The organism is Immundisolibacter cernigliae, from assembly GCF_001697225.1.
GTDB classification, from domain to species: Bacteria; Pseudomonadota; Gammaproteobacteria; order Immundisolibacterales; family Immundisolibacteraceae; genus Immundisolibacter; species Immundisolibacter cernigliae.
The window spans coordinates 1,107,636-1,128,664 of sequence record NZ_CP014671.1 but is presented as its reverse complement, the minus strand read 5'-3'; the positions used below and the strand labels follow the sequence as shown (position 1 = coordinate 1,128,664).

Annotated in this window: 23 protein-coding genes; 9 read left to right on the top strand and 14 right to left on the bottom strand. The window is 68.8% G+C overall.

All coding sequences use genetic code 11. The annotated features are described in order from the left end of the window. From PG2T_RS05350 to PG2T_RS05330, 5 genes are all read right to left on the bottom strand, one after another. Complete coding sequence (locus PG2T_RS05350; protein ID WP_068803242.1) at window positions 1-771, bottom strand: SDR family NAD(P)-dependent oxidoreductase; 771 nt, start codon at window positions 769-771, stop codon at window positions 1-3. Continuing rightward, window positions 768-1,127, bottom strand: a complete 360-nt coding sequence (gene folB, locus PG2T_RS05345) for a dihydroneopterin aldolase (protein WP_068803240.1) — start codon at window positions 1,125-1,127, stop codon at window positions 768-770. The genes PG2T_RS05350 and folB overlap by 4 nt, the downstream gene beginning before the upstream one ends. 20 nt (window positions 1,128-1,147) lie before the next feature. Next, a complete protein-coding gene (locus PG2T_RS05340) occupies window positions 1,148-2,119 on the bottom strand; it encodes an NAD-dependent epimerase/dehydratase family protein (RefSeq protein WP_068803238.1) in 972 nt (323 codons plus the stop codon). A 122-nt stretch (window positions 2,120-2,241) separates the two neighbouring features. After that, window positions 2,242-4,308, bottom strand: a complete 2,067-nt coding sequence (locus PG2T_RS05335; RefSeq protein ID WP_472382575.1) for a DUF748 domain-containing protein — start codon at window positions 4,306-4,308, stop codon at window positions 2,242-2,244. Continuing rightward, window positions 4,266-5,051 carry a DUF748 domain-containing protein gene (locus tag PG2T_RS05330; RefSeq protein WP_068803236.1) on the bottom strand — a complete coding sequence of 262 codons (786 nt, stop codon included), beginning with the start codon at window positions 5,049-5,051 and terminating at the stop codon, window positions 4,266-4,268. The genes PG2T_RS05335 and PG2T_RS05330 overlap by 43 nt, the downstream gene beginning before the upstream one ends. Before the next feature lie 113 nt (window positions 5,052-5,164). Between PG2T_RS05330 and PG2T_RS15765 the strand changes: the two genes are divergently transcribed. Then, a complete protein-coding gene (locus PG2T_RS15765) occupies window positions 5,165-5,986 on the top strand; it encodes an NUDIX hydrolase (protein WP_083214785.1) in 822 nt (273 codons plus the stop codon). After that, window positions 5,983-6,861: an MBL fold metallo-hydrolase gene (locus PG2T_RS15760; RefSeq protein WP_083214784.1), complete on the top strand. Its 879-nt coding sequence runs from the start codon at window positions 5,983-5,985 to the stop codon at window positions 6,859-6,861. Before PG2T_RS15765 ends, PG2T_RS15760 begins: the two co-directional genes overlap by 4 nt. 253 nt (window positions 6,862-7,114) lie before the next feature. On the opposite strand, the gene PG2T_RS05320 is transcribed toward PG2T_RS15760, so the two are convergent. The 3 genes from PG2T_RS05320 to cutA are packed head-to-tail and all read right to left on the bottom strand — an operon-like array spanning window position 7,115 to window position 8,423. Next, on the bottom strand, window positions 7,115-7,666 hold the full coding sequence (locus PG2T_RS05320) for a TlpA family protein disulfide reductase (protein WP_068803235.1): 552 nt from the start codon (window positions 7,664-7,666) through the stop codon (window positions 7,115-7,117). Between the two features lie 6 nt (window positions 7,667-7,672). Further along, window positions 7,673-8,101, bottom strand: coding sequence for a protein-disulfide reductase DsbD N-terminal domain-containing protein (locus tag PG2T_RS05315; RefSeq protein WP_068803234.1), 429 nt, complete (start codon window positions 8,099-8,101; stop codon window positions 7,673-7,675). Continuing rightward, window positions 8,094-8,423: a divalent-cation tolerance protein CutA gene (cutA, locus tag PG2T_RS05310; RefSeq protein WP_068803232.1), complete on the bottom strand. Its 330-nt coding sequence runs from the start codon at window positions 8,421-8,423 to the stop codon at window positions 8,094-8,096. Before cutA ends, PG2T_RS05315 begins: the two co-directional genes overlap by 8 nt. A gap of 211 nt (window positions 8,424-8,634) precedes the next feature. Between cutA and PG2T_RS05305 the strand changes: the two genes are divergently transcribed. The 4 genes from PG2T_RS05305 (at window position 8,635) to PG2T_RS05290 (ending at window position 12,364) form a co-directional block, all read left to right on the top strand. Next, window positions 8,635-8,931 (top strand): co-chaperone GroES, encoded by a 297-nt coding sequence (locus tag PG2T_RS05305; RefSeq protein ID WP_068803230.1) that lies wholly within the window; start codon window positions 8,635-8,637, stop codon window positions 8,929-8,931. 39 nt (window positions 8,932-8,970) lie between these two features. After that, window positions 8,971-10,635 (top strand): chaperonin GroEL, encoded by a 1,665-nt coding sequence (gene groL / locus PG2T_RS05300; protein WP_068803228.1) that lies wholly within the window; start codon window positions 8,971-8,973, stop codon window positions 10,633-10,635. A gap of 180 nt (window positions 10,636-10,815) precedes the next feature. Continuing rightward, on the top strand, window positions 10,816-11,790 hold the full coding sequence (locus PG2T_RS05295) for a PdxA family dehydrogenase (RefSeq protein ID WP_068803226.1): 975 nt from the start codon (window positions 10,816-10,818) through the stop codon (window positions 11,788-11,790). A 34-nt stretch (window positions 11,791-11,824) separates the two neighbouring features. Beyond that, window positions 11,825-12,364: a DUF2058 domain-containing protein gene (locus PG2T_RS05290; RefSeq protein WP_068803224.1), complete on the top strand. Its 540-nt coding sequence runs from the start codon at window positions 11,825-11,827 to the stop codon at window positions 12,362-12,364. Between the two features lie 191 nt (window positions 12,365-12,555). Here PG2T_RS05290 and PG2T_RS05285 read toward each other — a convergent pair whose 3' ends face one another. The 6 genes from PG2T_RS05285 to PG2T_RS05260 form a co-directional block, all read right to left on the bottom strand. After that, window positions 12,556-16,062 (bottom strand): FAD-dependent oxidoreductase, encoded by a 3,507-nt coding sequence (locus tag PG2T_RS05285; RefSeq protein WP_068803222.1) that lies wholly within the window; start codon window positions 16,060-16,062, stop codon window positions 12,556-12,558. 106 nt (window positions 16,063-16,168) lie between these two features. Beyond that, entirely contained in the window at window positions 16,169-16,522 is a 354-nt protein-coding gene (locus PG2T_RS05280; protein WP_068803220.1) for a rhodanese-like domain-containing protein, read from the bottom strand. Between the two features lie 31 nt (window positions 16,523-16,553). Continuing rightward, complete coding sequence (locus PG2T_RS05275; protein ID WP_068803218.1) at window positions 16,554-17,036, bottom strand: aromatic-ring-hydroxylating dioxygenase subunit beta; 483 nt, start codon at window positions 17,034-17,036, stop codon at window positions 16,554-16,556. A gap of 14 nt (window positions 17,037-17,050) precedes the next feature. Beyond that, the gene (locus tag PG2T_RS05270; RefSeq protein ID WP_083214782.1) at window positions 17,051-18,358 is read right to left on the bottom strand and encodes an aromatic ring-hydroxylating oxygenase subunit alpha; all 1,308 of its coding nucleotides are present in this window, start codon (window positions 18,356-18,358) and stop codon (window positions 17,051-17,053) included. 139 nt (window positions 18,359-18,497) lie between these two features. After that, window positions 18,498-18,707 (bottom strand): hypothetical protein, encoded by a 210-nt coding sequence (locus PG2T_RS05265; RefSeq protein WP_068803216.1) that lies wholly within the window; start codon window positions 18,705-18,707, stop codon window positions 18,498-18,500. A 15-nt stretch (window positions 18,708-18,722) separates the two neighbouring features. Further along, window positions 18,723-19,328, bottom strand: coding sequence for a mismatch-specific DNA-glycosylase (locus PG2T_RS05260; protein WP_068803214.1), 606 nt, complete (start codon window positions 19,326-19,328; stop codon window positions 18,723-18,725). Between the two features lie 15 nt (window positions 19,329-19,343). Between PG2T_RS05260 and PG2T_RS05255 the strand changes: the two genes are divergently transcribed. From PG2T_RS05255 to PG2T_RS05245, 3 genes are read left to right on the top strand one after another with little or no spacing between them, the layout of a single operon-like run. Then, window positions 19,344-20,150, top strand: coding sequence for a tetratricopeptide repeat protein (locus PG2T_RS05255; RefSeq protein WP_068803211.1), 807 nt, complete (start codon window positions 19,344-19,346; stop codon window positions 20,148-20,150). Then, window positions 20,150-20,533, top strand: a complete 384-nt coding sequence (locus tag PG2T_RS05250) for a DUF423 domain-containing protein (protein WP_193399827.1) — start codon at window positions 20,150-20,152, stop codon at window positions 20,531-20,533. Before PG2T_RS05255 ends, PG2T_RS05250 begins: the two co-directional genes overlap by 1 nt. 10 nt (window positions 20,534-20,543) lie before the next feature. After that, the gene (locus tag PG2T_RS05245; RefSeq protein WP_236953326.1) at window positions 20,544-21,005 is read left to right on the top strand and encodes a putative molybdenum carrier protein; all 462 of its coding nucleotides are present in this window, start codon (window positions 20,544-20,546) and stop codon (window positions 21,003-21,005) included. The last annotated feature ends 24 nt before the right edge of the window (window positions 21,006-21,029 follow it).

Sequence of the window (21,029 nt, the reverse complement as noted above, 5' to 3'; positions counted from 1 at the left end):
TTATCCCAGCGTCTCGGCCAGACTCAACCGGTAGCCGCCGGCCACTTCGATGTTGGCGCCGGTGATGTAGGCGCCGGCCGGCGAGAGCAGAAACAGCACCACGCCGGCGATGTCGTCGATGCGTGCCGGGCGGCCCAGCGGCACGTGGCTTGCGATGTCCGCCGGCAGGTCGACCGAGTTGTCGATGTGGCCGGGCGAGACCATGTTCACGCGCACGCCCTGCGACCCCAGCGCCTGCGCCAGGGAGCGCGTGAGCACCAGCAGTCCGGCCTTGGAAATCTGGTAGGCCATGGCGCGGGTGTTGGCGATCATGTGCTCGACGCCGGCATAGCCGAGGTTGATGACCTGGCCTGCGCCGGACGCCAGCAGCGCCGGCAGGGCGGCGCGGATCAGCGCGTAGGGCGCGGTCAGATTGGTCTCCAGCGTGGCGCGAAACTGGTCCGGCGACAGGCCGAGTGGATCGCCGAGCGGATAGTTGCCGATGTTGTTGATCAGCACGTCGAGGCGCCCGGCCTGCGTCAGGCTTGCTTCGATCAGCGTTTCGGCCTGCCCCGGTCGACTCAGATCGGCGCTGATCGCAAAGCCGCGCCGGCCAAGCGCGGCGATTTCGGCCACCGCACTTTCGGCGTCCTGCCGCGACTGGCCGTAATGCACCACCACGTCGGCACCGGCCCGCGCCAGGGCCAGGGCCAGGCCGCGGCCGGTGCGCCGGGCAGCACCGGTAACCAGCGCCACGCGGCCGCTGAGGTCGGCTGTCGGTGACGCCGTCATCGGCGCCGTTCGAGGCTGACGCCGACGCTGCGCGCGGCCGGCAGGATGTCCGGCTTGCGCACGCTCACGCGCACCCGGCTGACCTGCGGGTAGCGGTCCAGCAGCAGCTGCGTGGCGTGGCTGACGTAGGCTTCCACCAGATAGAACCGGCCTTCCACGGCCAGCCGGGTCAGGTGCTCGGCCACCACCGCGTAGTTGATGGTGTCGTCGATGCTGTCGCTGGCCGCGGCGGCGGAAAAATCCGTGTCCAGCTCCGCATCGATCAGGATGCGCTGGTCGCGCAGGCGCTCGGATTCGATGATGCCGATCACGCAGTGGACCGTCAGTTCCTCGATGCGGATGGTGCCAGTGCTCATGGGTGAAACCTGCTCCTGAATCAGGCGACGGCCGCGTAGCGGCCGGTCTTGACGAACGCGATGTACTCGCAAAGGCCGCGCAGCAGGTCGTACTCGGGCAGGTAGCCGAAGTCGGCCTGCGCGCGCGGGTCGGGCGCAATCGGCCCGGCGCGGAACGGGCCGGCCTCGGTCGGCGCCTCGGGCACCTCGATGTCGGCGCCGGGTATCAGCGCCTTGATGGCCTGCACGACCTGGTACAGCGTGCTGGCGACCGGCGCGTTGATGTCGTAGACCGCGTGCGGCAGGTCGGCGGCCAGCGTGGCAGCCATGCAGCCGCGGCCGGCGTCGGCGCCGTACAGCATGGGGATGATCGGCGCGGAATAGGCCAGCAGCGGGTTGTCGTAGCGGACCGGCTCGCCCTTGAGGGGCTTTTCGATGAACGGTTGCAGGCCCTGGCCGACGGCGCCGGCAAAGGCGTAACCCGGCCCGTACACCTGCCCGCCCAGGCGCAGAATGCGCACGTCCAGCTCGTACAGCTGGCGGTAGTCGTTGGCCAGCAGCTCGGCGCCGACCTTGGCGCTGGCGTAGGGATCGGCCGGGATGTCGAACTTGCCGGTATTGAGCGTTCCGGAGAAGGCGGCGCCGGTCCAGCCGGTCTTGCCGGTGGACACGTAGCTGACGCGCTTGATGCCCATGGCGCGGGCGCATTCGAGCACGTTGAGCGTGCCCATGATGGTCAGTTCGGCGTTGGCGTAGGGCCGCGCGTAGGCGCCGGGGGTGAGGAAGCTCGCCGTGTGCAGGATGCGCGTCACGTCCAGTTCCCGCACCGCCCGGTACAGGTCCGGCGCGTGCAGCACGTTGCCCTGCACCAGCGTGACCTTGTCGCGGATGTCGGCCAGCAGTTCGGTTTTGAGGGCCAGGTCGAAGGCCGCCACCGGCACGCCGCGGGCCACTGCCTCGCGCACCGCAAACGAGCCCACCAGCCCACAGCCGCCGGTTACCAGAATGGTCATGGGTCTCTCCTCTTGTGTCGTGGATTGAAAATGAAACCGTGCGCATTCGGCCCCAGGGCGGGCCTCCCACACCGCCTCGACGATGGTGGGAGCGGGGTCCCCGCCGCGAACGGCGCGTTTCCTCAGGAACCGGCCAGCACCAGTTCGCTGGTGGCCGAAGGCTGCAGCGGCGCATCCTCGGCCGGCAATACGATCGCCAGGCGCCCGACGGGCACGCCATTGTCCATCAGTGCCGCGCGGATTGCCTCGCCGCGGGCCTGCGCCAGTGCCCGCAGGGCCGCCGCATCCGGAGCCATGGCGGCCAGCAGGCGCTCGCGCCCGGCGCGCGCCGCCGCGGCGCGCTGCTCGGCAGCAGTCGGCTGGGTATCGGCCGGTGCGGGTACTGCCGGCGGTTCGTTGCCGAAACGCTCTTCGTACAGCGCGATCAGGCGTTCGGTCCAGTCGGCATCGCCCTCGAACGGGTCATCATCTTCACCGGCCGCCTGGCCGAGGGCCGCGCCCAGCGCCTGCTGCGCCAGGGCCCGGGCGTCGTTCTGGTCTGCCAGCGGGTGGATGTGCAGCGTGAGCTGCGGCCGCGCGATCAGCGCCTTTGCCACTTTCTGCAGGGCTTCCGTCTGCGTGGCCGGCAACTGCGCGCTGCCGGGGGCGAATGCGACCGTCCGCAGGTCTTTTGCCTTGCCGCCGACCAGGCGCGCCAGCAGGGTGAAGGGCGCCTTCACCGCCTTGACCACGAGCGCCCTGATCGCCTTGCCGATCAGGGCACCATAGTCGAACTGCGGGTTCGAGAGATCGCCGCGCAGCGGCAGGGCGACGTCGATGACTCCGCGCGAATCCTTGAGCACCGCCAGGGCCAGGGTCAGCGGCAGGTCGAGCGCGTCCGGGCTGTCCACCCGCTCGCCCAGCACCAGACGGTTGAGGATGATCCGGTTGTTGCCGGTCACCTGTGGCCCGGTGACCGTGTAATCGAGGTCCACGTCCAGCGTGCCGCGTTCGATGCGGTAGCCGGCAAACCTGCTCACGTAGGGCGTGAAGGTCGCCATCTCGACCCCGGTGAAGGACAGCTTGAACGCGGCTTCGCGCGGTACGCCGACCGTAAAGCTGCCCTCGACCGTGGCTGGCGCGTACTGGTCGATGCGACCGTTCAGCGCGACGCGCGCCGGCTGCGTGGCGTCACTCGCCAGGCCGTCGATGTCGCCTTTCAGCTGCTCGATGCTGACCGCGAAATGCGGCGTCAGGCTGCGGTCTTCGATGTGGAGCGTGCCGCGACTGACGCGCACCGTGTCGACTGCGAAGCGCATCGGCGCCGGCCCCGGGCCATCGTTGGTCACTGGTGAGTCGGTGACTGGCGCCACGTCGCGTGGCCCGAAGCGCGACAGGTTGCTTTGCCGGTTCTCGGTGATGACGGCCCGCAGCACCGGCCGGTTGATCCATATCTTGCTGGACGTGACGCCCTGCGCGCTGGCCTGCAGCTGATCCACGCGCAGCGTGCGCAGCTCCAGCAGCGCCTCGTCGCGTTCGGTGTCCCACAAATCGACATGGGACAGCGTGACCTGGCCGCGGAATTCGGGCCCCGGCCCGCCGAGCGTCAGCTGTCCGGTAGCCGCTGCCGTACCGCTGCGCAGCGCGACCGGGCCGACGTCCGGCAGGTAGGGCACCAGCGGCGGCAGGGGCAGGCCCCTGGCGGTGATTTCAAGCTCGGCCGGGCCGGCTGGCAACACCGCCTCGCCGGCCAGCCCGAAGGTGCCACCGTCCGCCAGGCTGCCGGTGAGGCTCACCGGCACCTTGTCCGGCGAGCCCAGCGCACCGATGTCGACCTGCTCCAGTGTGAGGTCCTGCTGCAGCGCCGGCTGCACCGTTTCATCGCTGATGCTCAGGCGCTGGCCGGTCAGCGCCAGGGCGCCGAGCGTGACCTGCCAGCTTGGGCTGGCGGGATCCGTTTCGTCGCTGCCGGCCTGGCGGGTCAAGTTCTGAAGGTTGATTCGTCCGTCAGGCGCCCGCGCCAGCGCCAACCAGTTGTCGCGTCCGCTGATCCGGCCCACGGACACGCGCCGGGCGGCCAGATCAAGGGCCAGCTCATCCGCGGCCAGTTCGGCAATCTGCGCCAGCGGGGCGTCGCTGGCATCGGCAAGCGCGCTCTGGCGCAGGCTCACGTGGCCGTCTCTGATTCGCAGCGCCCCGCCGGCAGCCAGCGACAGCCCGGCGTGGGCGTCGATTCGTCCCCGCGCGCTTTCAGGGGCAGCGCGCGCTCCAGGTAGGCCAATGCCGGTCCGGCGTCGATCCCCTGCAGTAAAAAGCTGCCTTCGAGCGCCAGCGGCGCCGGCACGAGGTCGGCCTGCAGGCGCAGCGTGCCGCCGCCTGCGCGGCCACGCAACAGCACGGGAATCGGTTCTGCGGCCTGGCTGTCGAAGCCGGCTATCGACACGACCAGATCGGTCAGGCGCAGCGCGGCCGCCGGCCGCGCACTGGCATCGCGCACGACGAGCGCGCTGCCATCGACGTTCATCCGGTCGATGCGCAGCCGCGGCGGGGGACTGCCATCGCCGCCGCCGGGCGGCAGTTGCGGGCTGATGCCGCCGCCCTCCAGCAGGCCGAGCTGCCCGCGCGCACCGCGTATCGTCAGGGAGTCAAGATGCACGCTGCGTGTCCACAGGGAGTCGACCGCAAGGTCGGCCGTGATGGCGTCCGCAGCCAGCAACAGGGCGCCATCAGGATCGGTCAGGTGCAGGCCGTCGATCCGCAGCGCCAGCCGCAAAGGGTCGAAATCGAGCGCCGCCACACGGGCGGTGCCGCCCGTGGTTTCGGCGAGGGTCTGCTCGGCGTAGCGCCGGGCGCGCTCGGGCACGGTCATTGCGGCCGCCACAAGTACGGCCAGCACCGCCAGTGCGAGCAGGTAGCGCCAGCGCAGGTTCGCTACTGTCAGGAAGGAGCGCATGGCCCCGAATCTTAAGCCGCGACGCCGGCGCGAGCGAGCCGGTGGGCCAGCCGGGCGGGCCATAATGGCCGTTCGGTCAGCGTGCGCTGACCCGTCATACGGAGTACAGAACCATGAGCCTACGGGATGCCGCCACGGTGGTGCTGGTGCGCGATGCGAACGACGGCGCGCCGGGCTTCGAGGTGTTCATGCTGCTGCGCACGGTCAAGAGCGATTTCAATGCCGGCGCCTACGTGTTCCCCGGCGGCGGGGTGGATCGCAGCGACGGCGGCGCGCAGGCCGAGCGCGTGTGCAGCGGGCTCGACGCCGCTCAGGCCAGCGCGCGGCTGGGCATCGCCAATGGCGGCCTGGCCTTCTACCTGGCGGCGATCCGCGAGTGTTTCGAGGAAGCCGGCGTGCTGCTGGCGGCCGATGCCGCAGGACACACCTTGAGCCTGCACGAACCGGCAACGCAGCAACGCTTCGCGGCGTACCGGGCGGCGCTGAATGCCGGCCAGACCACGCTGGCGGCCATCTGCGAACGCGAGCACCTGCGCCTGCCGCTGGGCGAGATCCACTATTACAGCCACTGGATAACGCCCGAGGGCATGCCGCGCCGCTACGACACGCGGTTTTTCCTGTGCCGGGCGCCGGTCGGTCAGGAACCACTGCACGACGGCGAGGAAACCGTCGACCACTGCTGGGTCCGTCCGCAGGACGCCCTGGCCCGGCACGCTGCCGGCAGCTTCAACCTGGTGCCGGCGACGCGCAAGCAGCTCCAGTTCCTGGCCCGCCATGCGTCGGTCGAGGCCGTGCTTGCCGCGGCGCGCGACATCGGCGAGGTGCCGCCCATTCAGCCGCAACTGATTCTGGGCACGGACGGCAAGCCCGAGCGGGTGCGCCTGCCGCTGCCGGAAGGTGTGGAGGAAATCGACCTGCGCGGGGTGGCGCTGTGAATGCCGCCGGCAACCCCTTCGACACGCCACAGATCCGTGCCGAATTTCCGTTCGCGGCGGCGGTCGACGTGTGGCCCGGCGTGCGGCGCATCACGGCGCCCAATCCGGGCCTGATGACCGGCCCCGGCACCAACACCTACCTGGTCGGCAGCCGTCAGGTGCTGGTCATCGACCCGGCCAGCGATGCACCGGCGCACCTGGCAGCCATCAAGCGCGCCGTGGGCGATGCCATCAGCGCCGTGCTGGTCACCCACGCCCACCCGGACCACGCCCCCGGTGCGCGGGAACTGGCCCGCGACTGCGGCGTGCCGGTGTACGGCAGCGGCATCGCGCTGGCCGGCGTCAGCACGCCGGGTTTCGCGCCCGACCGCATGCTGGCCGACGGCGATACCTTGCCGACCGACGCCGGCCCGCTGCGCGCCCTGCGCACGCCCGGCCATGCCGCGGATCACATCTGCTACCTGCTCGAAACGCAGCGCCTGCTGTTCGCCGGCGACCATCTGATGGACGGCACCACCGTGGTGATCGCGCCGCCCGACGGCGATATGGCGGCCTATCTGGCCTCGCTACGGCGTCTGCAGCAGGAGCCGATCGAGCGCATCGCCCCTGGGCACGGCCGGCTGATGGAGGGTGCGCAGGCCACCTTGCAACACGTGATCGACCACCGCCTGGCGCGCGAGGCGGCCATTCTCAAGGCCCTGGAAGGCGGCCGTGGGCGCAGCATCCCGGACCTGGTGGCGGAGCTGTATGCGGCCGTCCCCAAAGCCCTGCACGCCCTGGCCGAGCTGTCCGTCTATGCCCACCTGATCAAGCTGGCGGCGGAAGGGCGGGTGCAGGGTGATGGCCGCGCCGCAGTATGGCGGCGGGTCGTCTAGGGAAACACGCAGGTATTCAGCAGCGCCGATACGCGCCGCCAGAATCAGCGGCTGTAGGAGCCCGGCTGTGCCGGGCGATCATTCCCGCCTGCGCGCCGGCGCGATCATCGCGCAGCTGAGCTACGCGATTGCGGCCAAAACATCGCCCGGCATAACCGGGCTCCTACACAAAGCGTGTACGGGTTCCGGCGGGCGCCAGGAAATCCAGGCCTGGCCCCCGTGAAAACGGGGGGTTGAACCATGTAGCGCTTCCTCAGTCGGCCGGATCCTGCACTGCGCCGGCCGCGTTCAGCCATTTTTCCAGATCTTGTGGATCGGCCCGGCCTTCCAGTCGGGCCAGTACCCGCCCGTCGGCGCCGATCAGCACGGTGTACGGCAGCACACCGGCCGTATTGCCCAGCCGGCGGGCGATGTCCATGGCCTCCAGGTCGCCGACCAGGCTCGGGTAGTTCAGCTCAAGGCGCGTGGCCAGTTCCCGCGCCGGCGCGGCCTGTTCGACCGCCACGCCCAGGAACTGCACGCCGCGGTGGCCATGGCGGTTCTGCAGGTCGATGAAATCCGGCATTTCCTCGAGGCACGGTCCGCACCAGCTGGCCCAGAAATTGAGCACCACCGTCTTGCCCGCGAACTCGGACAGCCGGCGCGGCTGGCCGTCGAGGTCCGGCAGGGAAAAGTCTTCCACCATCACGCCATCGCTGATCGCTTCCAGTGCCGGTCCCGGCAGCAGAAAGGTGCGCAGCGCCATGCCGGAGGCCAAGGCCACAAGCAGCAGGGCGGCAATGCCAAGCCGGCGACGCAGACTCATCGGCAATCACTCCGGAAGTTGCAGCTGCACGCTGACCGGCGCGTAGCACAGCCGGTCCTGCGCGCAGCCCTGGTAGCGCAGGCCGATGGCCGCGCCCGGGCGGGCGGGAACGGGGAGATGAATGTTCTGGTCGCCGCGTAGGACCGCCACGCGGCCGAATTCGGGGTCGTCGTAAACATCGCCCGGCGGCAGCTCGGCCTGCAGCGGCGCGCCGGTGGCGTCGGTCAGTTGCAGGCGATCGCGGTACAGGTAATGGCCAGGCGCGATGCGAAACTGCACCTGCAGCCGGCCGTCGGCGCCGGCCACCAGTTGCGGCGCGAAAGCCTGCTGTGGACTCAGGATGGTGGGCCTGTCGCCGAGCAGGTCGGCCAGATCGGCGTTGGCGGTCGGTGACAGCAGCAGGCAGCCGGCCAGCAGCGCCAGCGCCCTACCCACCGCCCGATTCCAACCAGGCAAGGTACGCCGGATTGCCGCCCAGCACCGGCAGGGCCAGCAGCTCCGGCACCGCATAGGGATGCAGCTCCAGCAGCCGGCGTTCGAGTGCGGGGTAGTCATCGGCGCGCGCCTTGATCAGCAGCAGGCATTCGTCGGCCCTTTCCAGTTGTCCCTGCCACCGATACACGGAGCGGGCGCCCGGCAGCAGCGTGACACAGGCAGCCAGGCCTTCTTCGACCAGCGTGTCGGCGATTCGTGCGGCACCGGCGCCATCGGCACAGGCAGACAGCAGCAGGCGATAGGGCAGAGCATCGGTGGTCATGCCGACTCAGGCTTTGGCGCCGACAGGGCCTTGCAAAGCGCTCTCCAAGGCCCCATCTGGTGCGGGTGATCGGCGTGCCCCCTTGACGCGAGGGGCGTTGCGCCTATCATTTGGCACTCTCGGCACGAGAGTGCCAATACATCCCGGCAGCCCGTTCCTGAAACGTGCGGGTCCGGCTGGATTTTTTCGCAGTTCATTACCGGAGGCATGAATGAACATTCGTCCCCTTCACGACCGTGTCGTGATTCGTCGCATGGAAGAGGAACGCAAGAGCGCGGGCGGCATTGTACTGCCCGACTCGGCGACCGAAAAACCGATCCTGGGCGAAGTGCTCGCGGTCGGCCCGGGCAAGATGCTGGACAACGGCGAAGTGCGCAAGTTGCAGGTCAAGGTCGGCGACAAGGTGCTGTTCGGCAAGTACGCCGGTACCGAGGTCAAGCTCGCCCTGGGCGACAAGGAAGTCCTCGTGATGCGCGAGGACGATCTGATGGGCATCGTCGAAGACTGAACCTCGTCCACACCCAACCATTCACTGAGGAATTGAACAATGGCTGCTAAACAGGTGCATTTCGGGTCCGATGCCCGCACCGCCATGATGCGGGGTGTCAACACCCTGGCCAACGCCGTCAAGGTCACCCTGGGTCCCAAGGGCCGCAACGCGGTGCTGGAGAAGTCCTTCGGCGCGCCGACCATCACCAAGGATGGCGTGTCCGTGGCCAAGGAAATCGAGCTGGCCGACAAGCTCGAGAACATGGGCGCGCAGATGGTGAAAGAGGTGGCCTCGCACACCTCCGACGAGGCCGGTGACGGCACCACCACCGCCACCGTGCTGGCGCAGTCGATCGCCGTCGAGGGCATGAAGGCGGTCGCCGCCGGCATGAACCCGATGGACCTGAAGCGCGGTCTGGACAAGGCCGTCACCGCTGCGGTCGAGGAAATCAAGAAGCTGGCCAAGCCCTGCACCGACCGCAAGTCGATCGCCCAGGTCGGCACCATTTCGGCCAACTCCGACACCTCGGTCGGCGAGATCATCGCCGAGGCCATGGACAAGGTCGGCAAGGAAGGCGTGATCACGGTCGAGGAAGGCCAGAGCCTGGAGAACCAGCTGGAGCTGGTCGAGGGCATGCAGTTCGACCGCGGCTACCTGTCGCCGTACTTCATCAACAACCAGCAGTCCATGAACGTGGAGCTGGATAACCCGTTGATCCTGCTGTACGACAAGAAAATCTCCAACATCCGCGAGATGCTGCCGGTGCTGGAAGCGGTCGCCAAGTCCGGCCGCAGCCTGCTGGTGGTGGCCGAGGACGTCGAGGGCGAGGCCCTGGCCACGCTGGTGGTCAACAACATCCGCGGCATCGTCAAGGTGTGCGCGGTCAAGGCGCCGGGCTTCGGTGATCGTCGCAAGGCGATGCTCGAGGACATGGCCATCCTGACCGGCGGCACCGTCATCGCCGAAGAAACCGGCATGACCCTGGAGAAGGCCACCCTGGAAGACCTGGGTCAGGCCAAGAAGGTGCAGATCGACAAGGACAACACCACCCTGATCGATGGCGCCGGCAAGGCCGAGGACATCCAGGCGCGCATCAAGCAGATCAACCGTCAGATCGAGGACACGTCCTCCGACTACGACAAGGAAAAGCTGCAGGAACGCGCGGCCAAGCTGTCCGGCGGCGTGGCGGTGATCAAGGTCGGTGCCTCCACCGAAGTCGAGATGAAGGAAAAGAAGGCGCGCGTCGAGGACGCCCTGCACGCGACCCGTGCGGCGGTGGAAGAAGGCGTGGTGCCGGGCGGCGGCGTGGCGCTGGTGCGCGCGGCGGCCAAGATCAAGGACCTGAAGGGCATCAACGAAGACCAGAACGTCGGCGTGCGCATCGCCCTGCGCGCCATGGACGAGCCGCTGCGCCAGATCGTCGCCAATGCCGGTGACGAGCCGTCGGTGATTCTGGACAAGGTGCGTTCGGGTTCGGACGCCAATTTCGGCTACAACGCCGGCAGCGGCGAGTACGGTGACATGGTTGCCATGGGCATCCTGGACCCGGCCAAGGTGACGCGCGTGGCCCTGCAGAACGCAGCCTCCATCGCCGGCCTGCTGATCACCACCGAAGTTGCGGTGGCGGAAGCACCGGAGAAGAAGGAAGCCGGCGGCGGCATGCCGGGCGGCATGGGCGGCATGGGCGGAATGGGTGGCATGGGCGGCATGGACATGATGTAAGGTCCGCCGACCTGTACCCGACGCGGCGCTGACCACTTCAGCGTTTCTGTTCGAAAAAAGCCCCGGGGGCCCACAAGGCGCCCGGGGCTTTTTGTTGCCGGTGCGGCGCGACAATATGTCCGCCGGTGTCAGACTCGCCGGCCGCCGGTGCCGGAACCGAATCAAGAGGAGCCTCAAATCATGACCAAACCCGCCCTTGCTGTCCCCATTGGCGATCCGTGCGGCGTCGGCCCGGAGATTCTTGCCAAGGCCATGGCGACCGGCCAGCCGCAGCGTCTGGCGCGGCTGCTGTTCATCGGCAGCGCCGAGGCCATGCGCCGGGGCGTGGCGGTGGCAGATGCCGATCTGGTCGTAAAGCCGGTGGCATCGGTCGCGGCGGCCCAGGATGACGCGCGCGTCATATCCATCCTGGACGACGGGCAGCTGGACCCGGCCGAGATCGTTTACGGCCAGGAGCGCGCCGCCTGCGGCGCCGCCGTCGGCCGCTGGATCGGCCAGGCGCAGGACTTGGCCCAGAGCGGCGAGGTGGCCGGGCTGGTGATGGGCCCGATCAACTCGGAGGCCATGGCCGCTGCCGGCGCGCTTGGCGCGCTGCTGAACGCCAAGCCCGGCGAGCGCCTGTTGACCTTGTTCTCAGGGCCGCTGCGCATCACCCACATCTTCGATCATGTGTACCTGCGCGACGTGTGCGCCGGCCTGACGGCCGATCTGGTCGCCCGCTCGATCCGCCTGACGCACGACACCCTGCGCGGCTGGGGCGTGGCCAATCCGCGCATCGGCGTGGCGGGTCTTAACCCGCACGCCCACGGCCCGGAAGAGGACGCCGCCATCACGCCCGGCGTGGCGCAGGCGCGCGCCGGCGGCATCGACGTCAGTGGCCCGATCTCGCCCGACACGGTGTTTCGGCACTGCATCGACGGCCGCTACGACGTGGTGGTCGCCATGTGCCACGACCAGGGCCACATCGCGCTCAAGACCTGGGGTTTCGAGGGCAACTGCGGCGGCTTCATCGGCATGCCGTACCTGTTCATGACGGTCGGTCACGGCACCGCCTTCGACATTGCCGGCAAGGGCATTGCCAGCCACGCCATGATCCTGTCGGCGCTCAACCAGTGCGCGCAGTTCGCCGCCGGTCGGGGCTTTGTGGCAGCCTGACGGCCGGTCCGACACCACCACACACGGGGCAAAGATGGCCAATCCGTTGAATCAGCTGCAGGCCCAGTTGCTCAAGGCTGGCCTGGTCAAGACCGATCAGCTCAAGAAGGCGGCACAACACAAGCGCGACACCGCCCGGCGCGGACCGGCGCCGGATCCGGCGGCCGAGCAGCTGCGCCAGGCTCAGCAGCACAAGGCCGAGCGCGACCGCGCGCACAACCGCCAGCAACAGGAACAGCGCGAGCGCAAGGCACAGGCGGCGCAGCTGCGCCAGTTGATCGAGAGCCAGCGGCTGGATCGCAAGGGCGGGGAGGCGGCGTATCAGTTCGTCGAGTCCGGCAAGATCCGCAAGATCTACCTGCACGAAGCGCAGCGTGTGCAGGTGGTCAAGGGCGCGCTGGCGGTGGTCCGGCTGGGCAGGAACTTCGAGCTGGTGCCGCCCGCCACAGCCCAGAAAATTGCCGAGCGCGACCCGACGCTGGTGGTGGTGCTGAACGCGGAATCACCGCCGCCGGCCGAGGCGGCGCCCGATCCCTACGCCGACTATCCGGTCCCCGATGATCTGATGTGGTAGCCCGCCCGGGCCGAGTCGAAAAAGGGCAGGAAAGCCCTTTTTCGACATCCCGCAGCGCAGGGACGCGCTGCCAAAGTCAGCGGCTGTAGGAGCCCGGCTGTGCCGGGCGATCATCGCGCAGCAAAGCTACGCTCACACAAGGGTTTTGGATGGCGGGCGCTGAGAAATCCAGGATGGATTTATTCAGCGCTTCATTGGCGCAACCCGAGCCGCCGCAGGCTGCGGTCTATCCACTGGCCGGTGAGTTTCTCCTGCACGCCGTTCTGGCGCAGGCGCTGACCGAGGCAGGCGAAATCCACCTCGTCCAGCGGCTGGTCCTGGTTGAAGCAGGTGAACACCGGTGCCAGCGGCCGGCCGCTGGCCGGATCGCGGCGGCCCTGCAGGCACTGGGCGCAGACCTCTTTCATCATGCACTGCATCGGCGAGTTGATGGAGCCGATGGCGACGTGCGATTTCAGGTGCGGCGCCAGCACGCCGTGGCGGGCGGCGGTCACGGCCGCCATCATGCGGTCCGAGCCGATGGCGATGATGCGGTCGACGTCCGACAGGGTAATCGCCACCTCGCCCAGTTCCCCGGCCGCATAGGCACCCATGGCCTGCACGATGTTGCCGGTGAAGGCCCGGTCCTGCGCCCGGCCGGGCGTGAAGCCGGGCGCCTGATCGCAGGTCCAGACCACGACGTCGGCGGCGGCCTCGATGTCGGGCGCGTGGTAGCGGTCCTGCGCATTCTTGTAGCCGGCGAAGTAGACGACGCGCGAGCCGGCCTGCCGCAGCGCCTTGCCGATCGACAGCAGCACCGCATTGCCCAGGCCGCCGCCGGCCAGCAGCACGGTCTCGCCGGCCGGGATTTCGGTCGGCGCGCCGGTCGGACCCATCAGCACCACCGGTTCGCCCGGCGTCAGATGCGCGCACAAATCGGACGAGCCGCCCATCTCCAGCACGATCAGCGCCACCAGCCCGCGTTCACGGTCCACCCAGGCGCCGGTCAGGGCCAGGCCCTCCATGGCCAGCGTGGTGTCGTCGTCGCGCCGGGCCAGGGTCTCGAAGTTCTGCAGGCGGTAGAACTGGCCCGGTTCGAAGCGCTGCGCCGCCAGCGGCGCGTGCACGACCACCTCGACGATGGTCGGCGTCAGGCGCTGCACGCGCTCGACGTGTGCCCGCAGCAGGCCGTGCAGGCGGCGCTGAAATGCGTCTGCCGTTTCCTGGCTGGCCGGCGCGTGCGCGCCGAGCAGCCGGCTGACCACCGGATAGCCGCGCTTGGCGCTGGCCATGGCCTTGACCACGTTGCCGGCGAAGCTCGGGTGCAGATCGCCGAAAAAGCTGACCGCCCGGCCGTCGGGCCGCCGCTGGGTCAGCATCGGCACCTCGCCGGACTTGGCCAGGCGCGGCGCCGCTTGCGGTTCGCCGTTCTCGTCCAGGCTGCGGAAATAGCCGCCATCGAGCGCCAGTCCGGTCGGCGCTTCGCGTTGCAGCACGGTGTTGGGCACCGTGCCGGCGGCCACCAGCACGGCGCGCGCGGGCATTAGCTGTCGCTGTCCGGTGGCCGTCAGTTTGCCGTCCTCGCCCGGCGCCTGAAGCTCGACTTCCAGGCCGCTCACGTGGCCGTGGGCGTCCACCTGCACCGCGCCTGGCGCCAGGCATTCGGCGAACTCGACGCCTTCCTCGAGCGCCTTCAGGACTTCTTCGTGATTGAGCGTGTAGCAGGGCGCATCGACCAGCCGGCGCCGATAGACCAGCGTGGCGCCACCCCAGGACTTGAGCAATTCCAGAATGCGCGGGGCACGGGCCTGCGTGGCCGCCGCCTCGCGCTCGGCGCGGATGGCGCGCGCGTGGGCGATGAACTCGTCGGCGATGGTTTGCTCTTCGGCATCCCAGGCGCTGCGCACGGCATCCTGTCCGCGCTCGGCGCACAGCGTGTCGTAGCGGGCGAGGAATTTCTCCACCTGCAGCGGGTAATAGGCCAGCGCCTCGGTGGCGGTGTCGATGGCGGTCAGGCCACCGCCGATCACCAGCACCGGCAGGCGCAGTTGCAGGTTGGCGATGGAGCCGCGCCGCGCCGCGCCGGTCAGTTGCAGGCCCATCAGGAAATCGGACGCCTGGCGCACACCCCGGGCCAGACCATTGGGCACGTCCACGTAGCGCGGCCGGCCGGCGCCCATGGCCAGCGCCACGTGGTCGAAGCCCAGATCGAACGCATCCTCCAGCGTCAGCGTGCCGCCCAGGCGCACGCCGCCGTGCAGGCGAAAACCCGCCCGACGCTCCAGCAGCAGGCGGATCAGCTTCAGATAATTCTTGTTCCAGCGCACGGTGATGCCGTACTCGGCCACGCCGCCGAAGCCGGCCATGACCCGCGCGTCCAGCGGCTCGAACAGCTCCTCCACGTCGCGGATCGGACGCGGCGGGCGGCGCGTGCCGTCCGCTTCGACGCCTGTGAGGTCCGCCGGCAACGGCTCGATCTTGAGGCCGTCGACGCCGACCACGGCGTGGCCGTCATTGAGCAAGTGATGCGCCAGCGTGTAGCCGGCCGGACCCATGCCGGCCACCAGCACCTTGCGCCCGCTGGCCGGGCGCGGCAGTGGGCGTTTCAGGTCCAGCGGGTTCCAGCGCGTCAGCAGGCTGTAGATCTCGAAGCCCCACGGCAGGTCCAGCACGTCGCGCAGCGTGCGCGTCTCCACCTGCGGAATGTCGACCGGCTCCTGTTTCTGATAGATGCAGGCCTTGGAGCAGTCGTTGCAGATGCGGTGTCCGGTGCCGGCCACCATCGGGTTGTCGACGGTCACCATCGCCAGCGCGCCGACGCTGTAGCCTTGGGACTTGAGCAGGTTCATCTCGGAAATGCGCTCGTCCAGCGGGCAGCCCTGCAGCGGCACGCCCAGCGCGCTGTATCTGAAGCCGCCCTGCTTCTCGCGCAGGCCGTGCGAGCACGAATCCTTGTCCTGGTTGTGGCACCAGATGCAGTAATTGGCCTGGTCCTGGGCGTATTGCAGATCGCCGCCGGGGTCGGTCAGGGCAAAGCCCTCGCGTCGGCGCAGATGCTGCGCGTCCAGCCCGTGGCGCGTGATGACCTGTTCGGTGACGGTGCTGACCGGCACCAGGCGCTGCGGGTCGAGCTTGTGCGGCTCGCGAAACAGCACGCCGTGGCCATGCTGCGCCTGGCCGGCCGGCGCGTGCAGCGCCCATCCGGCGTAGCGCAGCGCCAGATCGAGCCCGTGGATGTGCTGCTGCGCAGCATCGGACCAATCATTCACGTGGCGGGCGAAGGCCAGATCCGAGAACGGCTCGCCAAACAGCGCCTCGAGCTGCGCGGCCAGCGCCGGCCCGTCCTCGCCCGCCGCCTGCTCGGCGGTGAGCTTGCGCGCCGCCTGGCGCTGCACGAACTGGCGCTTGCAGGTATACAGCGGCGCCAGCGCGTGGTGGCGGGCCTGCAGGGCGCGCACCTCGGCGCCGATGCCGAACAGCTGGCCCAGAAAATCTTCCAGGTGGGGCGCGAGCGTGACCAGCAGTTCGCTGTGGGCCTTGTCGTCAAGCGTTTCGGGCTGCCTGCGGCCGGCCAGCAGGCGCTCTGTCAGGCCGGGGTCAGACCCGGCAAGCCAGGCGACGAAGGTCCGATCCATACGGGCCAGGCCGGCATCGTCGTAGAGGATTTCGGCCGGCAGGTCGAAGGCGAGGTGCAGCGGGGCGGGCGCGGGGCGTGACATGACGGGCAGGCTTCGTTCGAGGGGTCGCGTATTGTAGGTGACCGCCCCGGCGCGCCTGATGAACGGTATGGAACGCGCGCCGTGCTGGCGCTGTCCAGGTCGCGCGCTAGCGCTGCAGCGGATGCCCGGCGTCACGCCAGGCGTTGAAGCCACCGGCCAGGGACAGCACCTTGCGATAACCCATGCGCTGCAGGCTGTCGGCGGCCAGCGCCGAGCGTCCGCCGGAGGCGCAGTACAGCACGATGGGCTGGTCGACATCCGGCGCCAGCTGCTCGATCTTGCCTTCCAGGATCCCGCGCGGTATCGGCGTTGCGCCGGGAATGTGGCCCTCGGCCCACTCGGCCGGCTCGCGGGTGTCGATCAGCAGGCCAAGACCCGCGGCCTGGGTGTGCAGATCGTCGATGCCGATTTCACGGATGCGGGTCTTGGCGTCCTGCAGCAGGGCCTGATAGCGCGTCATGCGAATACTCCGGGCTGGGCGGCCGGCAACGCTACACCATGCACGACAGCTGCGTCATTTCGTGGTCGTTGTTGATCAGCATGACCTTCTTGAAGGCCAGCCTGAAATCGTCACCGTGCGGCCGCAGGCGGTGCTCGGTGCGGCCGATCCACTCCACCGGGTCGCGCCGGTTCACGCGCAGCTCGGTCAGGTGAAAGTTGGAGAAGGTCTGGATCAAGCCGTCCGGGCCGTCGTAGATCTCGATGTTGGACACCAGCCGGCGCAGGCGCGAGCGCGGTTCCTGCGTCCACGCCATGCCGGTCTTGGTGATGCGCGCCACGCGCAGGCGAAGACGCGCATGGTCGTCGTAGATGATGGACAGTTGCCGGGCCGGGTCGACGTCGTCCTGGTTGCAGGGCACCCAGTACAGGGCGTCCTCGTCCCACAGGGTGAGCCAGTCGTCCAGGCGCTGCTCGTCGGCCAGGCGCGCCTCGCGGTACAGGAACTGCTCCACGGCGTAGCGATCGAAAGGCATCTGCGCGCTCCTGCTCAGGGGTTGCTCATCAGTTCGAGGTAATGGCGCCACTGCGAGCGCATGGTCAGCTCGCTCAGATCGCCCTGGTAGGGGATGCCATCCTCGTCCGGAGTCACCGGCAGGTGCAGGCCGCGGTTCATCAGTATCCATTCCTGGGAACGTGCAGCCAGGCCCTGGTAGTTGCGCGCCCAGACCTCGATGTCGTCGGCCAGCTGGAAGCCGGCCGGGCCGTAGGCGCCCTCGTCACGGCGCAGGCGGGCGGTGTTGATGGCGTCCGGCGCGCCCTTGAACAGGCACGGCGCGTAGTAGATGTAGGTCTCGTTCACGCTGACCGGCACGCACCAGCGGATTTCCTGCAGCATGTTGAACAGGTTCGGAAAGATCACCGTGTGCGCCGGGCCTTCGGTGAGTATCTGATTGGCCTTGTCCTTGCCGTGCAGGTGCTCCAGGCCGGCCAGATACTCGCGCTGGGCGGATTCTGGAATCTCGTTCGACCACTCGCCGGTGTAGGTCATGCCGGTCACCCGCCGCTGCGGGCGCATGTCCAGGTCCGAGTGGCCGTTGCCCAGGTCACGGGCGTGAATCAGGCCGAAATAGCCCTTGCCCGGCGGCGGCGGTTTCTGGCCTTCCTTGGCCTCGAACATGTTGCCCAGGTACATGTTCGAGCCGTGAGTCTGGTAGACGTGGTACGAGTCGACCGAGTTCTCCATCCACATCTTCCAGTTGCACTCGATGCGCATCTGGTAGACGCCGTGGTTCATGGTGATCTCGCCGGTCGGCGAAAGATCACAGAAGCGGTCGATGTTGGCGGCGGCCGGCCCCAGGTGTTCCTGCAGGCTTTTGCCGGTCTTGCCCATGCTGGCGAAGATGAAGCCCCGATAAAGCTCGACCCGCGGCACGCGAAACAGGCCGTGCTCCTCGCGCCTGAAGTCGGCGGGGTAGTCCTCGCGAAACAGGATGCCCTTCAGATCGCCTTCGCAGCTGTAGGTCCAGCCGTGGTAGGAGCAGGTGAAGGTCTGCGCGTTGCCGCGGCGCGCCTGGCAGATGGTGTTGCCACGGTGCGTGCAGCGATTGAGCATCACCCGCACCTGCATGTCCTTGCCGCGGGTGATCAGGATCGGCTGCTGGCCGAGCAGGCCGGTGCGGTAGTCGCCGATGTTCGGTACCTCGCTCTCGTGGCCCACGAACACCCACTCGCGGTACCAGATGCGGCTGAGCTCTTCCTCGAAGATGGCGGGGTCCGTGTACAGACTGCCGTGCACGCGGTCCGGCCGCACCAGGGCGGCGTAGTCGATCAGTGACGAGCGGGTGGCCATGTCCATGACGGGGCTCCTCTTGCAGGGTATGTCGGGGGCGGTTTCGAAGTGGCGCCTCGGTGGCAAGTCTAGTGCGGCCGCGCCAGGTCGTGACCAAAAACCGATCGTTCAGTCAAAAAAACCTTCGGCCGGAAGGCGCGCCGGTTCAGGTTCGGCCGGCCGGCGGCGTGCCGGGCGTGGCGCCATCGCGCTCCTCGCCACAGCGGGCGCAGCGCCAGTGGGACGGCGTGCGACCGGGCGCCGCGTGCGGCCCCAGGTCCACCAGTTGCCAGTTGTGATAACCGTCCTGGCACTGCCGGTGGGCGCGCTCGCCCGACAACTGGTCGCGGCTTCGAAAGCGCAGGATTCTTGCCACCAGCGGTTCCGGAACTCAGGCCGACACGATGCCTGAAAGCTTACGCCCGGTGCCGTCATCGTTGCCGGCGATGCAGGCAGCCAGCTGGCGGTAGCTGTCGATCAATTGCGCCAGGTTGTAGCGGGCGTTGGCGGGGCTCGGATTGGGACTGACGAAGATGCGCGCCCCGGCAAAGGTCTGGGGCTGCAGGCCGGGCGCGATCACATCCTGCTGCGTCAGCACATGTCGGCAGAATGCCCGGTATGCCGTGGCCCCGTGAAACCACAGCAGCGGCGGCCGGCAGTCGGCTACCACCGCCGCCAGGCGCCTGGCGCCGGCACGGTAATCCTCAGCGCGCAGATGGTGCGCCATGGACGACGCGGTCTTGCACAGGTCCGTAAAGCCGATACGGTCGCGGGCCAGGATCAGATTCATTGCCGCCGGACCGGGCGTGACCGGCGCTGCCAGCAGGCCGCTGGCATTCAGCGCCGGCCAGAAGCGGTTCTGCGGGTTGGGGAAATAGAAGCCCTCGCGCACCGCCCGCAGCGACGGATTGATGCCCACCGACAGCAGGCGCAGGCCCGGCGCGAGGTAATCGGGCAGGGTGGCGGCGAAGGCTTGGCTACAATCGGGCGTCTTCAAAACAAGGCCACTGCCATGGACTACGAGGTCAGGGATTTCCAGCACGACGTGATCGACGCCTCGGCACAACTGCCGGTGGTGGTCGATTTTTGGGCCGCCTGGTGCGCGCCGTGCAAGATGCTGGGGCCCATTCTGGAACAACTCGCCGCTTCCGCGCAGGGCCGCTGGAAGCTCGCGACGGTGGACGTCGACGCCCAGCCGGCGCTGGCGCAGCAGTATCAGGTGCGCGGCATTCCGGCGGTCAAGCTGTTCATCGACGGCCGACTGGTCGATGAGTTCAGCGGCGCCATGCCGCAGGGTGCGCTGGTCCAGTGGCTCGATAGCCGCATTCCGACCCCGGCACGGCGCCAGCTGGCCGAGGCGCGTGACCACCTTGCGCACGGCCGGCGGGAGCAAGCCCGCGCGCTGCTGCAGGCGGCGCTGATCGCCGAACCGGAGCTGCGCGACGCCCGCGGCCTGCTGGCCCTGGCACTGGTGCTGGACGACCCGGAGCAGGCCCTGATCCTGGCGGCCGGGATTCGCGAGGATGCCGACAGTTTTGCCGCCGCAGATGCGGCACGTGTGATCGCCGGGTTGCTGACAACCGATCCGGCCGGCCTGCCGCCCGGGCCGGCGCAGGGTGATTACCAGCTGGCCCTGCACGCCCTGCGTGAGGGCGACATCGATGTCGCGCTTGGCCATTTCCTGGACGCCATCGTCAGCGAGCGCGCTTATCTGGACGACGGCGCGCGCAAGGCCTGCGTGGCCCTGTTCGAGCTGCTGGGCACCGAGCATCCGCAGTTGCGCGACTGGCGACGGCGTTTGCAGCGGGCGCTGCACTGATGGCCGCGGCACGTTTTTTCCTGATGGCCGGCGCGCTCAATGCGGCGCTGGCGGTGATGCTGGGCGCCTTCGGCGCGCATGGGCTGCGCGGGCGACTGCCGGCAGATCTGCTGGCCATCTATCAGACCGCCAGTCAGTACCACGTCTACCACGCGCTTGGCCTACTGCTGGTCGGCCTGTTGGCCTTGCATGCGCCGACCAACGGCGCGCTGCGCTGGAGCGGCTGGCTGATGCTGGCGGGCGTGCTGCTGTTCAGCGGCAGCCTGTACCTGTTGGCGATCACCGGCCAGCGCTGGCTGGGGGCGATCACCCCGCTCGGTGGAACGGCCTGGATTGCCGCCTGGTTGCTGATGGCCTGGGCGGCGCGTGGCGTTGCCAGGTAAACCCTTGCGTGTGATTTCCGGCGGCCAGACCGGCGTCGATCGCGCCGCGCTGGACGTGGCGCTGGAGCTTGGCCTGCCCTGCGGCGGCTGGTGTCCGGCCGGCCGGCGGGCCGAAGACGGACCGATCGATGCCCGGTATCCGCTCGCGCAAACCGACACCATCGACTACGCCGAGCGTACGCGGCGCAACGTGGCCGAGGCCGACGCCACGCTGGTGCTGTGCCACGGGGGCCTGGGCGGTGGCACGCTGCTGACGGTGGAGGCGGCCTGCGCGCTGGACAAGCCTTGTCTGGTCATCGACCTGCGCCGGCCCTGGCAGCCGCTGGAAGTGCAGCGCTGGCTGCAGGCCTGCGCGGTGACCAGCGTGAATCTGGCTGGCCCGCGCGAGACCGGCGCACCCGGCATTCATGCGCTGGCGAGCGATTTTCTGCGCGCCGTTCTGGCACCGTTGGTGACTGACAAGACCTTCTGACCGCCCCCGGACTAGACGGCGCAC